Source organism: Methylobacterium aerolatum, from assembly GCF_022179085.1.
GTDB classification, from domain to species: Bacteria; Pseudomonadota; Alphaproteobacteria; order Rhizobiales; family Beijerinckiaceae; genus Methylobacterium; species Methylobacterium aerolatum.
On the sequence record NZ_BPQE01000049.1, the window covers coordinates 12,878 to 27,263 of the forward strand.

Consider the following 14,386-nt stretch of genomic DNA (forward strand, 5'->3'; position numbering starts at 1 on the left):
CCGCCCGGATCGACCCGCTCGTGCATCGATCCAGACGGAGGCGTCGGCCGGATCTGGGGAAATCGATGCAAAAACAGGATCCTAGGGCGGGGGCGCATGAGCGAGGTGAGGGCGTCACTGCACTAGGCCAGCGCCCGGGGCCTGTCGGCCGTCGGCGCGGTCTGCGATACGGCCCGCTGCGGCGCGCCCTCCCCTTCGCCTTCTCCGTCCTGCCCGAGGCGGGGCGCCGGACGGGCGCGGGCCTCGGCGATGGCCTGGTCGATCTCCGCGCGCATCTGACGCTCGAAGCGGGCCGTGTTGAACCGGTGGGCATGGGCGACGATGGCGGCGGGATCGAGGGTCAGCCGCTCCAGCCGGGCGATGGCGTCGATCAGCGCCTCCTCGCTCTGCGTGTCGAAGAAGACGCCGGTCTGCCCGTCCACCACCGTCTCGGTGGCGCCGCCCCGCCCGTAGGCGACCACGGGGCGCCCGCTCGCCATGGCCTCCACGGGGACGATGCCGAAATCCTCCTCGCCGGGGAAGATCAGGCCCCGGGCGCGGGCGTAGTGGTGCCGCAGCTGTGCGAAGGGCTGCGCGCCGAGGATCTCCACGGTGGGGCCGGCCAGCGCACGCAGTTCGGCCAGCATCTCGCCGCCGCCGATCACCACGAGGCGCCGCTTCGTCGCGTTGAAGGCCCTGACGGCGATGTCCGGGCGCTTGTAGCGCACCAGTTCGCCGACCATGAGGTAGTAGTCCCCCACCTCCTCGGGCGCCACGGGCGCGAAGGCATCGACGTCCACGGGCGGGAAGACCACCGAGGCGTCGCGCCGGTAGTAGCGGCGGATGCGGGAGGCCACCGTGCCGGAATTGGCCACGAACCGGTCGACCCGCGTGGCGGAGCCCGCGTCCCACAGGCGCAGGTAATGCGTCAGCAGGGGCATGGCGAACCGCGCCACCCGCCCGGCGCCGCGCCGGTACTCGTGGTACATGTTCCAGATGTAGCGCATCGGCGAGTGGCAGTAGCAGACGTGGACGGCACCCTCCGGCGGGATGATCCCCTTGGCCGGGCCGGATTCGCTGCTGATGATCAGGTCGTAGCCGCTGAGATCGAGCTGCTCCAGGGCGAGCGGCATCAGCGGCAGGTAGGACTTGTACATCCGCGGCGCCCGCGGAAGCTTGGCGATGAAGGACGTCTTGATCCGGTGGCGGCGCAGGCCCTCCGACAGGACCTCCGGCACGACGACGTGGGTGAAGATGTCGGCCTCGGGGTAGAGCCGCCCGAGAACTTCGACGACCTTCTCGCCACCCCGCATCCCCACCAGCCAATAGTGGATGATCGCGACGCGCATGGGGGTCTCCGGAATCGTGGGCGGGCGACGGTCCTGCCGACGCCTGGAGCCGGGATTCGGCGTGCGTCGGCCCGGGCCGGGCCGGTTTGCCGGACGGGATGGCGGGGTCCGGTCGGCCGCCTGTCTATCCGATACGCACGATCGAGGCGAGTGGATCCGGCCGGCGAGGGGCCCGGATTTGCCGTGTCGCGGGATCAGTACGATCCCTTGATCAGAAAGACCGCGGGAATCGTCCGCACGATGATCAGCAGATCGCCGGCGAAACTGCGCGACTCGACATAATGCCGGTCGAGCCGGACGCGCTCGGCGTAGGTCGTGTCGGACCGGCCGCTGATCTGCCACGCGCCGGTCAGGCCGGGCCGGACGGCGAAGTAGGCGCCGGCCACCTCGCCGTAGCGCTCGACCTCCGCCTCCACGATGGGCCGGGGCCCGACGAGGCTCATGTCGCCGCGCAGGACGTTGAGGAGTTGCGGCAACTCGTCGAGGCTCGACTTGCGCAGGAGATGGCCGATAGGGGTGACCCGCGGGTCGCGCTTCAGCTTCCGGGCGCGGGCCCACTCCGCCCGGGCCGTGGGGCTCAGGGCGAGGTGGCGCGCCAGGACCTCGTCGCCGTCCGTGCGCATGGAGCGGAACTTGAGGCAGCCGAAGCCGCGCCCTCCACGGCCGAGGCGCGCGTGCCGGTAGAAGGGCGAACCGCCATCCACCGACCAGATGGCCAGGGCGACCAGGGCGAAGAGCGGCGACAGCAGGATCAGGCAGAGGAGCGCGACGGCGACATCGAAGGCCCGCTTCGCCGCACGGTCGAGGAGGGGGTGCCGGATCGTCACGGACTCGCTCGACGGTGGGGCGGAGGCGTCGCGGTGAGTGATGAGGGACGAACGCTTCGATTCGGATCTCGACTTGGATCGTTCGGGGCGGGGACCTGTCAGAATCAGGTTTCGGTCCGGCATGCCGCCACTCATGATACGCCGCGCTCTGCCAATCGCTTTACTGGATATTAAGGCTCGGATGGCAGATCGCGCCGCACAACTCAAGGTCGATTGGTGCGGCCGCAACCGGCCGGTCCCGGCCCGGGGCGGGATGCCGGAGCGGTCGGCGGACCAAGCCCGGACTATAGTCTCATAGCATCGTCCGGGGCGGCTTGCGGCGTGTCGGCGTCCCGCGGGTCCATGTGCGGTGCAAAATCGTCGTGCCGGATCCCGCCCCCCGGCGGGGTGGGATTCGCCTCGAACCGAAGAACCCATTCCGTCGAGGGACTTGCGAGGATTGGCGACGATCCGCGCCGCCGGAGCCTTCCCCGGGACGGGAGCGGACCCGCCCGTCGTCGCCTTCCCGAAGTCTGATGAAAGCTCTGGAAATAGTCCTGAGCCGGAACCCTGTATCGCGGGGAACACGCGGAGTTGCGGTTCAATACGTATAGGGCCGTTGAAACGGAGATCGATTGTCTTCAATCGAAAGATCCGCCCGGATTCCTCGTACGGGCGGGCACATCCGGCAACGGCGCCGCCCGAAGACGACGCCGGCCCGGTTCACGACCTCACTGGCACACCGCGTCGCGCTTCGCCTCGTCCGGCGCGAAGGCGTAGACGTAGTCGACGAGGAGATCGGAAGGGTTGGGCGTCTTGTCGATCGGCCAGCCGGACCCGAGGGCGAGGTTCACGAGCAGCATCAGCGGCTTGTTGTGCTCGGGCGGGGTCTTCATGCGGGCGTATTCGCGCCGGTCGAGGTAGTAGATGATCCAGTCCTTCGTCACCTCGGCGCCGTAGGTGTGGTAGTCGTTGACCAGGGAGTCCTTGGGTACGGACGCCGTGTGGTCCTGGGCGCCGGGGTCCTTGCCGTCCTTCCAGACATGGAGGACGGAGTGGAATCGGTCGGGGAACTGGCCGTAATACTCGATGATGTCGATCTCGACGGAAGGCGACTTGTCCTCCTTGGGCTTGATCGAGGCGAGCCAGAAGGCCGGCCACGTGCCGGGGCCCGGCGGCATCTTCATGCGCACCTCGAAGTAGCCGTAGACCAAGCCGAACCCCGCCGTGGTCGGGTCGGCCGAGGAGAGCAGGCCCGAGGTCCATTGCCCGTTCTCGTGCTTGCGCGCCCGGATCGTCAGGATCCCGTTCTTGACGAAGAACGGCTCGTTCTTCTCCGGGTCGGCATAGATGTCGATCGGATCGATGAACCTCGCATCGCCGAAATCGCCGTGCCAGGGCGTGTGGGCCGACCACGTGGTCCGGTCGTTGTTCGAGGACGAGACGCTGAGGGTGTTGAAGTCGTCGGCGAAGACCTTCTTGTAGCGGCACAGCTGGAGGGCCTGCCCCTCGGCGCAGGCCGTGCTTGAAACGGCGATTCCGGCGAACACGCACAGCGTCGCCGCCGTCAGGCCCTTGCGCTCGCGCAGGCCCTTGCGTTTGAGGAAATGGGTGCGAACGTCCATCGGACCTCTGCCGCCTGCCGCACTGCGGAATGCAGCGCCGCCGCGTCAGATAGGCGCCCGTCGCCCGAGGTCCAACCGCCGAGGTCCAACTGCCGGGTTGCCGTCGCCGGCGTTCCGCTCGCGCCGGGAGGGCCTGCCGCGAATCGTTCCCGGAAGGCGGCGCCCCGGCGGGAATGCTCAATCGGGCTTGATGTGCAGGTCGCCGCGCAGGCGGCGCTCGTTCTTCGCCGGGGCCTGCCGGGCGGGGCCGAGGGCGGCCGAGGTGAGGAGGCCCGCCACGTACCCGACCTGGAGGGCGACGAAGCTGCCGCCCAGCGTCCAGGCGGTGAACCCGGCCCCCGCGAGGGCCCCGAGCAGCCAGAGCAGGCCGACGGCGCCGAGGGCGACCACCACGAACCCGACCACGGTGAGGGAGAAGGCGCAGGCCGCGCCGAAGACGGCGAAGAGCGCCAGGATCCCGATCGTTGCCATCACCCCCCCATTCCGCGTGTCCGGTCCCTTTTTGGGCAAGCCCGGTAGCGACCGGGGGATGGCAAGGCCCCGGCACGGAACTCCGCGCCGGATCGGCACCCTTCTCGGCGGGGTGCGCGACGTCCCGATCGACATCCAGCGATGACCGAGAACGGTAAACAAACTCTGCCCCGGTGCCGGTGACAAGGTCCCGTCTTATCGAACACTTGCCGATCGTGTTCACGCGGATGTGAAACTGTCACGGTCTTCGGCCCGGAGACCGGCGACGCTTAACGGTTCTTGCCGCAGCCACAGAATTGGCAGGGTTTTGGTAAGGTTTACCCGATCATGCTCCGGGCCGCCCGCCCTCCGGATCGAGCCGGCCGGTGCCGGAGCAGCCGCGTCGTGTGCGTTTCCCCGACTCCGTGCCCAGTGAGCCGTGATGCCCCTTCGAGGCCCTTCGTCCACGCTGGTCCGCGCCCTGGAGCGCTGCCGGCTGGCTTTCATCGGCGTCGCCTGCATGAGCGCGCTGGTGAACATCCTCTACCTGACCGGCTCCTTCTTCATGCTGGAGGTCTACGACCGGGTGATCCCGAGCCGGTCGGTGCCGACGCTCATCGGCCTGTGCGTCCTCGCCCTGATGCTCTACGCCATCCAGGGCGCCCTGGAGGGCATCCGCTCGCGCATCCTGGTGCGCACCGGCATGGCCCTCGACGAGGCCCTGAGCGCGCGGGTCTTCGACGTGACCGTGCGCGCGCCCCTCAAGGGCAGCGTCGCCGCGGACGGGCTCCTGGCGCTGCGCGACCTCGACCAGTTGCGCAGCTTCATGGCGGGCGGCGCGCCGCCCGCCCTGTTCGACCTGCCCTGGATGCCGGTCTACCTCGTGATCTGCTTCCTGTTCCACCCGCTGATCGGCGCAGCGGCGATGTTCGGCATGGCCGTGCTGACGGCGGTGACCATCCTGAACGACCGGGCGACGCGGCGGCCCTCGGCGCTGTCCGTCCTCTACAACCAGCAGCGCAACGGCCTCGCGGAGGTCTCCCGGCGCAACGCCGAGGCCCTCACGGCCATGGGGATGCGGGAACGGCTCGGCCTGCGCTGGGCGCAGGTGAACCACGATTACGGCCAGGCCCAGAAGCGCACGGCCGACGTGGCGGGGGCCTTCGGGGCATCCTCGAAGGTCTTCCGCATGGCCCTGCAATCGGGCGTGCTGGCGCTGGGCGCATGGCTGGTGATCCGCAACGAGGCGACGGGGGGCATCATCATCGCCTCCTCGATCCTCGTCTCGCGGGCGCTCGCCCCGGCGGAGCTCGCCATCGCCCACTGGAAGACCTTCGTCGCCGCCCGCCAGAGCTGGCGCCGCCTGTCCGACCTCTTCGCCCGCCTCCCCGAGGCCCCCCGGCCCCATGCCCTCCCGGCGCCCGAGCGGACGGTCTCGGTGGAGGGGGTGAGCGTGGCTCCCCCCGGTGTCCGCCGGATCGTGGTGCAGGAGGCGAGCTTCGCCCTGCAGGCGGGCCAGGGGCTCGGCGTGATCGGCCCGAGCGCCTCGGGCAAGTCGAGCCTCGCCCGCGCCCTGGTCGGCGTCTGGGCGCCGGTGGCGGGCCAGGTGCGCCTCGACGGCGCTGCCCTGGAGCAATGGTCGGCCGAGGCGCTGGGGCCCCATCTCGGCTTCCTGCCCCAGGAGGTGGAACTCCTGCCCGGCACCGTGGCCGAGAACATCGCCCGGTTCGAGACGGGATCCTCCCCGGACCTCGTCATCGAGGCCGCCCGGGCGGCGGGGGTCCACGAGCTGATCCTGCGCCTGCCCGACGGCTACGACACCCGCGTCGGGGAGAACGGATCGGGCCTCTCCGCCGGCCAGCGCCAGCGGATCGGGCTCGCCCGGGCGCTGTACCGGAACCCGTTCCTCGTCATCCTCGACGAGCCCAACTCCAACCTCGACGCGGAGGGCGAGGCCGCCCTCACGGGCGCCATCCTCGGGGTGCGCCGCCGGGGCGGCATCTGTGTGGTGATCGCCCACCGCCCGAGCGCGCTCGCCGCCGTGGATCTCGTGCTGATGATGGCGGAGGGGCGGATCCAGGCCTTCGGACCCAGGGACGAGGTGCTGAAGCGGGTGCTGCGGGCGCCGCCCGGCGCGCCGCCCTCCCCCAGGCCGGATCAGGCGGCCCCGACGGCCCAGGCGCAGGCCTTCGCCCAGGCCCAGATCTTCGCGCAGGGCTTCTCGAACCCGGGATACGGGGCGCAGGGCTTCGGCGGCCAAGGTCATAACGCCCAAGGTCATAACGCCCAAGGTCACGGCGCCCAAGGTCACGGCGCCCAAGGTCACGGCGACGAGGGCTCCGGGCGCGCGGCCCCCGAGACGCCCGCCCCCTTGCCGACCCTGCGGGAGAGCGCCTGATGATCGACCTCACCGGTTCCACGGGCCTGTCGTCGGCGGGCCTCCTCGCCGCCACCCCCGGCGCCGCCCTGGGGGCGCCTCCGCAGCTCGCCCTGCCCTCGATCCGGCGGCATCTCGCGGTGGCCCTGGGGCTCGGCCTCGTGCTGCTGCCCGGCATCGGCGGCTGGGCCGCCCTGACGCAGGTCTCGGCGGCGGTGATCGCCCCCGGCCAGCTCGTGGTCGAGACGGACGTGAAGAAGGTCCAGCATCCGACCGGCGGGGTGATCGGCGAGATCCGGGTGCACGAGGGCAGCCGGGTCAGCGCCGGCGACGTGCTCGTGCGCCTCGACGGCACCCAGATCCGCACCACCCTCGACATCGTCCTCGCGGCGCTGGACGAACTCGCCGCCCGCCGGGCCCGCGAGGAGGCCGAGCGCGACGGGGCGGCCACGGTGGTCTTCCCCCCCGACCTCGTGGCGCGGGCGGCCGAGACCCCCGCCGTGGCCCACCTGATCGAGAGCGAGGCGCGCCTCTTCGCCTCCCGCGTCGCGGCCCGCGAGGGCCAGAAGGCGCAGCTCACCGAGCGCATCGCGCAGCTGCGCCAGGAGATCCAGGGTCTGACGGAGCAGGCCGAGGCCAAGAACCGCGAGATCGCCCTCATCACCCAGGAACTCACCGGGGTGCGCGACCTCTACGCCAAGAACCTCGTGCCGCTCTCCCGCGTCACCAGCCTGGAGCGGGACGGGGCGCGCCTGGAGGGCGAGCGCGGCCAGCTCGTGGCCTCCACCGCCGCCTCCCGCGGCAAGATCGCCGAGACCGAGTTGCAGATCATCCAGATCGACCGCGAGATGCGCACCGAGGTCGGCCGCGACCTCGCCGAGATCCGCGGCAAGTGGTCGGAGCTGGTCGAGAAGCGCGTGGCGGCCCAGGACCAGCTGAAGCGCATCGACCTGCGGGCGCCCCAGGACGGGACCGTCCACCAGCTCACCGTCCACACGATCGGCGGCCTCGTGACGCCCAACGAGCCGGCCATGCTGATCGTGCCGCTCGCCGACCAGCTGCTGGTGGAGGTGCGGGTGCAGCCCCAGGACATCGACAACGTCCGCATCGGCCAGGGGGCGATGCTGCGCTTCTCCGCCTTCAACCTGCGCACCACGCCGGAGGTGGAGGGTGAGGTGGTCCGGGTCTCGGCCGACGTGAGCCAGGACCCGAAGACCGGCCTGTCCTACTACACCGCCCGCATCCGCCTGGAGGAGAAGGCCAAGGGCGTCCTCGGCGCGCTCCGCCTCGTCCCCGGCATGCCGGTGGAGGCCTACATGCAGGTGGGCGACCGCTCGGTGCTCTCCTACCTGACGAAGCCGCTCACCGACCAGATCGCCAAGGCCTGGAAGGAACGCTGAACCCGGGGATCCCCAAGGGACAAGTCCCTCGGGTGGGGTGTCGGGGTGAAACCCCGACCTCAATCCCCGGCGAGGCCGTAGACCGCCTCGCCCTGGCGGCGCAGGGGGCCGCCCTCGCCGGCCCGCTTCCACAGCCGCGTGTTCAGGGCCGCCACGGGGTCCCGGCCGGGGATGGCGAAGCCCCGGGCGATCAGGGCGTCGTGGATCTCCCGCGCATGGAGCGGACGCCCCTCCCCCGCGATCACCTCGCAGGCTGCCGCGACGAGCGCCCGGCCGTATTCCCGCGCGCCCGCCGGATCCTGCGCAAAGGCGACCGGTCGCGGCGCGGGTGGGCGGCGGGGCGGCGGCTCGGAAGCGACGGCGGGCGGCGGGGGCGATGCCGTCGCGGGGGCAGGCCGCGCGGGCGGCGGTGCTTCCCTGGCCGCGATCGGCGGGTCCGGCGCCTCCCGGTGGCCGGAGGCCGGGGCGGGAACGCCGTCCGCGTTCAGCCGGCGGCCGAGTTCGAGGTAGAGCACGAGGTCGGCGATCGCCCGGTCGATCGCCTCGCGCTGCCGCCGCAGGGCGGCGAGACGCGCCTCGGCTTCCGCTTCGGAAAGGCTCATTCCATTCCCATCTATCGTCCCTTTACGGAATACATGAGGGAATGTTCAGCGGCAATCGTCCCTTTCTTGTTCTCTCTCCTTATTCTGTTCCATTCCCTTGCCGGGCCGTTCCCTTCCGCGCCGCCTTTGGTATTCCCTTGCGCGGCGGAACGAGGAGCGCCCCCTCGTCGGCGGGCGAGAGAACGAGGCCGTTGTCGTCGAGCGTCGCGGGCAGCTTCGGGAACACCTCCTGCAGGTGGGCGAGGTCGGCCTTGAAGCCCTGGCGGAAGCTGCGGATCGAGGCGTTCTCCGCCCCGAACTGCTGGTGCAGGTTGGACCACGTGAGGCGCAGCGGCCGGGGCAGGGCCCGCAGGCGGTAGCCGAGCCAGAACAGCAGGTCGAGCTTGCGCGCCGAGCCGGAAAAGGCCTTGGCCGCCCGCATGTCCACGGGCAGGGCGTGGCGGATCAGGGTCTCGTAGAATTCCTGGTCGAAGCGCACGGTGCGGGCTCCGTCGAGGGTCTCGCCGCCCTCGTCGTGGCCCTCGGCCGGCCGGGCGCGCCACAATTCCAGGCTGCGGAAGGGCGGCACGTTGAGGGTGGTGGCGCTGTCGCGCCCGTCCCAGAGGCCGATCTGCATGGTGCAGGCGGCCAGCCGGTTGAGCTGCTCCTTGAACTGGCGGATCGTGCCACGCTCGCCGCCGGTGACGGCGAACCCCATCTCGCGCATGAAGCCGGACAGGGTGTCGGCCACCTGCACCACGGCGCTGCGCTGGCGCACCGCCTCGGTGCAGAGGTGCAGCAGCATCAGCCGCGCCTTCGGGCCGTAGGGCAGCCCCTGGGGCAGGAAGGCGCCCGTCGCCGGGTCCTTCAGCCGCCCGGCGATGAGGTTCAGCGAGTTGCGCCCGTAGGTGCGGGAGAACTCGCGCACGGCGCCGGGATCGCGGTAGGGCAGGCCGCAGAGAGCCAGCACGGAATGGATGTGCTGCAGGTTCTCCGGCAGGGCGGGCTCGTTCTCGATGACGAGGCGCACGGCGTCGCGCCGCCGCTGGTCGCGGCCGAACTCGGCCCGCCGCGCCTCCTCCAGCCCCTTGGCGGCCTGAAGCGCGTCGCGCTCCTTCTGCCGGTGGAGGAGATGCGCGGCGATCTGCGCGAACAGGAAGCCGCCGCGCGCCGCCTCCAGCTCTGCCCGGAGGTCCGCGTCCCGGATCCCTGCGATCGTCTCCTCGATCCCCATCGCCGCCCATGACCCAGCCGCCGGCCCTCCCGGTCGGAGAGGGCCGCCGGTCCGCATGGCACGATTCGCCCGGCGAGCGCGCGGTGGATCGGCGGCTTGTCCCGGCAATCCACGTATTCAGCCTCCGGGGCGGGGGGCGTCCACTCGGATGCCTGAGGGCCGCTGGCGCCAGGCCTCGCGCGCCGTGGGGCTCTGGGAGGCGTTCCGCGGCGAGCGCAGGCCAAGCGAACGCGGCGATCGCCACCTTCCGGCCATCGGGCCGGCACGGGCGGACGCGTCTGTGTCTTTGCGAGCGATCGCATGGTCAGGGCCGTCCGGGCTCAGTCCGCCACGGACCGGATCGAGGCACGCAGAGTTCGATACGCCCGGTTCTCCCCATTCTTCACACTCTTCCCTGTCCGGACGCGCTGAATCGCATACGCGGCCACGCAGAATCCGATGCGATTCCGGGTTTCTCCGGCGCAGACTCCCATACGCCGGCACGCAGAGCCCAATACGCGACCGCGCAGAGTCGCATTCCGGTTCGTGCCCTAAGACACTGTTATTTTTCGCAAAGTCGTCTCGCCCTATAACTTACCGAACTGACTCTCTGATAGAATGAGTGTGATATTTTTCCTGACGCCCGCGAGGTTCGTTCGCTTCATCGAACGGAATGAAGATAGGGAATGAACAGGTTAGGAAGGGAATAAGATGGGCTTGTCCCCAAGGGTAGGTCGCTGCGAGCCGTAAAATCCACGTGACTTGACGAAACCGGAGGAGCGGAGGACGGGAAAGGTCGGCCACCCGACGGATGGCGCAAAGGAGCTAGATCCGCCCGTGGAGACCCCCGAGAATCCCCCCGACAACCCCGCCCCCGGCCGTGACCCGAAGCCTCGCCCCGAGGGCAGGCCCAAGGACGGCTTCAAAGGCAAGGACGGCTTCAAGGGGAAAGGCGGCTTCAAGGCCAAGGGCCCCTATAAGCCGAGGGGCCCCTATCAGGGCGGTCGCGGTCCCGGCCGCCCCTCCGATGGCCCGCCCGGCCGCCCGCCGGGGGACGACACGGTCGTGCTCTACGGCTGGCACCCGGTGGCGGAGGCGATGGCCAATGCCAATCGCGGCCTGCGGCGGCTGCTGGCGAGCGAGAACGGCGTCCTGCGCCTCACCGAGGCCTTCGGTGAGACCCTGAGGATCACGCCCGAGATCGTGCGTCCCGCCGAGATCGGACGGCTTCTCGGCCCCGACGCGGTCCACCAGGGCCTCTATCTGGAAGCGGACCCCCTCCCCGCCCCCGCGCTCGACGCGATGCCGGAGGACGCCCTGCTGCTGGCGCTCGACCAGATCACCGATCCGCACAATGTCGGCGCCATCGTGCGGACGGCGGCGGCCTTCGGCGTCACGGGGATCGTCACCACCGTGCGGCACGCGCCGGGCGCCACCGGGGTGCTCGCGAAGTCGGCCTCGGGCGGGCTGGAGCACGTGCCCTTCATCACCGTGCGCAACCTCGCGGAGGCGCTGATCACGCTCGGTGAGCGGGGCTTCACCCGGATCGGCCTCGATTCCGAGGCGGAGGCGGATCTGGGGGCGCTGGAGACCAAGCGGCCCCTGGTCATCGTGCTGGGCGCCGAGGGCAAGGGCCTGCGCGAGCGCACCCGCAGCTGCTGCGACGTGCTCGCCAAAATCCCCTTCACCGGCGCGATCCGCAGCCTCAACGTCTCGAACGCCGCCGCGATCACCCTCTACGCGCTGGGACGATAGTCTGGGTTTCCAAAGGACTGAGTCCTTTGGCGGGTGCAGGGCAGAGCCCTGCATAAGGCCCATCCGCCCCCCGCATGGGGGCGGATGGGCCTTTCGTCGGGGTTTTACCCCGACACCCCACCAAAGGGACTCATCCCTTTGGGATCCCTTGAGCTTCGATATGTGACGCGATGGCGCCGGCCGTCGTCAGCCAGATCCGATCGCGGTGGGCCGCGATGTGGGTCAGGGCCTCCCGCAGGGGCCGCAGGCGGTGCGGTTGTCCGACGATGTAGGGATGGAGCGCGATGCCCATCACCAGGGGCGCCGAGGCCGATTGCGCCAGCATCTCGTCGAACCCGTCGATGATCCCTTGCGCGAAGTCCCGTCCCGTCTCCTTGCGGGCGACGATGGCCGGGATGTCGTTCAGCTCCTGCGGGTAGGGCACCGCGAGGATCGGCCGCGTGCGCGTGCGGAACCACGTCGGCTGGTCGTCGTGGCACCAGTCGAGGAGGTAGCGGTAGCCGGCCTCGGCCAGCAGATCCGGCGTCGTGCGCGATTGCGAGATCCAGGGCCCGAGCCAGCCCGCCGGCGCCCGCCCCTCCTCCCGGGTGAGGGTCGCCGTCGCCTCGGCGATCATGGCCCGCTCCGTCTCCTCGTCCTTGTCGCCCTGCCGTTCGGCATTGGTGCGGCCGTGGCCGACGATCTCGTCGCCCCGGGCCCGGAACGCCTCGATCAGGCCGGGGCAATCCGCGTAGAGGCGGCTGTTCACCAGCACGCTCGCCGGCAGGGTCAGCGCGTCGAACAGGTCGCGCAGGCGCCACGCCCCGACCCGGTTGCCCCAATCGCGCCAGGCGTAATTGAGAACGTCCGGCTGCGGGCCGCCCGGCGCCAGCTCGGCCCCGAGGCCGGAGCCGTAATCGAAGGTCTCGAGGTTGAGGGCGACGTAGACCGCGAGCCGCTTGCCCCCCGGCCAGTCGTAGACCGGCCGGTCCGGCAGGGCGCTGTAGGGGTAGCGGCCATGGTGGGGAAATTCCATGCGGTTCGGTCCGTCGAGGAGAGGAGCCTTCTCAAATAGGGCGCTGCGCCGGGAGAGGGCGGGAATCCGGCTTCACAGCCGGATCCGGGCGGCGCATTCACCGCTTGGCGGAATCGAAGGCGAGCCGGCAGGTGTCCCGCCGCGGAGACGAGTGCATGGACCCGACGACAGCGACCGGCATCGAGCGTGCAGAGGGCGGGGCGCCCACCGTCGCCGCGCGCCTCGAACGCCTGCCGATGTCGGGCTACCAGCGCCGGGTCTTCGGCGTCATCGCCTCCGCCTGGCTGGTCGATCAGATCGACGTGGCGCTCCTCACCTTCCTCCTCGGCTCGATTGTCGCCGAGTTCGGGCTCAGCCCGGCGGAGGCCGGGCAACTCGCGGCCATGACCTTTGCGGGCCAGCTCGTCGGCAACATCCTCGCCGGGACCGCCTCGGACCGGTTCGGCCGCAAGACGGTGTTCCAGGTCACGATGGTGGTGTGGGGGCTCGCGAGCCTCGCCGCGGCGGCGGCCTGGAGCCTGCCGGTGCTCATGGCCTGCCGCTTCCTGATCGGCGTCGGGGTCGGCGGCGAGGCGCCGGTGGCCCAGGCGATGGTCTCGGAGATCGTTCCCGCTTCGGTGCGGGGGAAGTACATCGCCATCATGGAAGGGTTCTGGGCGGTGGGCTACGTCCTCTCGGGGACGATCAGCTTCTTCCTCCTGCCCTATCTCGGCTGGCGCGCGGTCTTCGTGGTGGTGGGGCTGCTCTCGCTGGTGGTGCTCGCCGTCCGTCGGGCGATGCCCGAATCGCCCCGCTGGCTCGCCGAACGGGGCCGCCATGCCGAGGCGGAGGCGGTGATGGCCGGGATGGAGGCGGCGGTGGTGCGCGCCACCGGCCGGCCCCTTCCGCCGGTCGCCCCGTCCGTGGCCCCCGCCCCGGAGGCCAGGGCGGTCGGAAACCCCATCGCGACCCTGTTCGCCCCCGCCTACCGCCGCCGGACGGTGATGGCCTTCGGCCTGTGGTTCTTCGCGCTGATCGGCTTCTTCGGGCTCAATTCCTGGATCGCGGTGCTGCTGAAGGAGAAGGGCTTCTCCATCATCGGCTCCGTGGGCTTCGTGACCCTCATCAACATCGGCGGCATCCCCGGCTTCGCCACCGCCGCCGTGCTGCTGGAGCGGCTCGGCCGCAAGCCGACCACGGCCCTGTTCCTCGTCTGCGCCGCCGCCACCGCCTGGGTCTACGGCAGCGCCACGGGCGAGACGGGGCTCTTCGTCTCCGGCTTCGTGATGCAGTTCTTCATGTTCGGTATGTGGAGCTGCCTCTACGCCTACACGCCGGAACTCTACCCCACCCGCGCCCGGGCGACGGGGGCGGGCTTCGCCTCGGCCTTCGGGCGCATCGGCGCCATCCTCGGGCCGATGATCGTGCCGGTGCTGGTGCGCGACTACGGCACTGCCGCCGCCTTCCAGGTCGGCGCGGGCGGCTTCCTCATCGCCGCCCTCCTCGTCCTCACCCTCGGCATCGAAACCCGCGGCCGGGTGCTCGAAGCCGTCTCCCGTTGATTGAGAAGGAACCGCCCCGATGCCCGTCATCGACATGCGCAGCCGCCCGACCTTCCTGCACGCCTTCTTCGGGGCTGAGCCGGGCACGCCCTCCTTCGCGGTGGCCCGCTGGCTCAACGGCCGCGTCGGCAGCCGGGAGGTCGAGCACTTCACCCGCGGCATGACCGTCGAGGGGTTCACGGCGGAGATGGACGGGGCCGGGATCGACGTGGCTGTGATGGTCGCCCGCTCAGTGCCGGGCGTCCGGGTGACGAACGAGGCCCTGGCCGATGTGGCCCGGCACTGAGCGGGCGAC

The 14,386-nt window shown here is 70.8% G+C and carries 12 protein-coding genes; 5 read left to right on the forward strand and 7 right to left on the reverse strand.

The window, feature by feature from the left end:
- Positions 1-122: 122 nt before the first annotated feature.
- The 4 genes from MFF06_RS22265 to MFF06_RS22280 all read right to left on the reverse strand — a co-directional run bounded on the left by MFF06_RS22265 (position 123) and on the right by MFF06_RS22280 (position 4,230).
- Positions 123-1,328, reverse strand: coding sequence for a glycosyltransferase (locus MFF06_RS22265; RefSeq protein WP_238208332.1), 1,206 nt, complete (start codon positions 1,326-1,328; stop codon positions 123-125).
- Between the two features lie 194 nt (positions 1,329-1,522).
- Positions 1,523-2,155, reverse strand: coding sequence for a sugar transferase (locus MFF06_RS22270; RefSeq protein WP_238208335.1), 633 nt, complete (start codon positions 2,153-2,155; stop codon positions 1,523-1,525).
- Between the two features lie 710 nt (positions 2,156-2,865).
- Entirely contained in the window at positions 2,866-3,759 is an 894-nt protein-coding gene (locus MFF06_RS22275) for a glycoside hydrolase family 16 protein (protein WP_238208337.1), read from the reverse strand.
- A gap of 177 nt (positions 3,760-3,936) precedes the next feature.
- Positions 3,937-4,230, reverse strand: coding sequence for a hypothetical protein (locus MFF06_RS22280; RefSeq protein ID WP_238208339.1), 294 nt, complete (start codon positions 4,228-4,230; stop codon positions 3,937-3,939).
- A gap of 421 nt (positions 4,231-4,651) precedes the next feature.
- Here MFF06_RS22280 and MFF06_RS22285 point away from each other — a divergent pair, with 421 nt between their 5' ends.
- Together MFF06_RS22285 and MFF06_RS22290 are read left to right on the forward strand one after the other, a co-directional pair.
- Positions 4,652-6,607, forward strand: coding sequence for a type I secretion system permease/ATPase (locus MFF06_RS22285; protein ID WP_238208341.1), 1,956 nt, complete (start codon positions 4,652-4,654; stop codon positions 6,605-6,607).
- Complete coding sequence (locus MFF06_RS22290; protein WP_238208343.1) at positions 6,607-7,986, forward strand: HlyD family type I secretion periplasmic adaptor subunit; 1,380 nt, start codon at positions 6,607-6,609, stop codon at positions 7,984-7,986. The genes MFF06_RS22285 and MFF06_RS22290 overlap by 1 nt, the downstream gene beginning before the upstream one ends.
- 59 nt (positions 7,987-8,045) lie before the next feature.
- Here the strand turns inward: MFF06_RS22290 and MFF06_RS22295 are convergent, their stop codons facing one another.
- A complete protein-coding gene (locus MFF06_RS22295) occupies positions 8,046-8,588 on the reverse strand; it encodes a winged helix-turn-helix domain-containing protein (protein ID WP_238208345.1) in 543 nt (180 codons plus the stop codon).
- A 79-nt stretch (positions 8,589-8,667) separates the two neighbouring features.
- Positions 8,668-9,801 carry a replication protein RepA gene (locus MFF06_RS22300; protein WP_238208347.1) on the reverse strand — a complete coding sequence of 378 codons (1,134 nt, stop codon included), beginning with the start codon at positions 9,799-9,801 and terminating at the stop codon, positions 8,668-8,670.
- 816 nt (positions 9,802-10,617) lie between these two features.
- On the opposite strand from MFF06_RS22300, the gene MFF06_RS22305 reads away from it, so the two are divergent.
- Complete coding sequence (locus tag MFF06_RS22305) at positions 10,618-11,535, forward strand: TrmH family RNA methyltransferase (RefSeq protein WP_238208349.1); 918 nt, start codon at positions 10,618-10,620, stop codon at positions 11,533-11,535.
- Positions 11,536-11,665: 130 nt separating this feature from the next.
- Here the strand turns inward: MFF06_RS22305 and MFF06_RS22310 are convergent, their stop codons facing one another.
- Entirely contained in the window at positions 11,666-12,550 is an 885-nt protein-coding gene (locus MFF06_RS22310; RefSeq protein ID WP_238208351.1) for a polysaccharide deacetylase family protein, read from the reverse strand.
- Positions 12,551-12,705: 155 nt separating this feature from the next.
- Between MFF06_RS22310 and MFF06_RS22315 the strand changes: the two genes are divergently transcribed.
- Both MFF06_RS22315 and MFF06_RS22320 read left to right on the forward strand, forming a co-directional pair.
- On the forward strand, positions 12,706-14,091 hold the full coding sequence (locus MFF06_RS22315) for an MFS transporter (protein ID WP_238208353.1): 1,386 nt from the start codon (positions 12,706-12,708) through the stop codon (positions 14,089-14,091).
- A gap of 19 nt (positions 14,092-14,110) precedes the next feature.
- Positions 14,111-14,377 (forward strand): hypothetical protein, encoded by a 267-nt coding sequence (locus MFF06_RS22320; RefSeq protein WP_238208355.1) that lies wholly within the window; start codon positions 14,111-14,113, stop codon positions 14,375-14,377.
- The last annotated feature ends 9 nt before the right edge of the window (positions 14,378-14,386 follow it).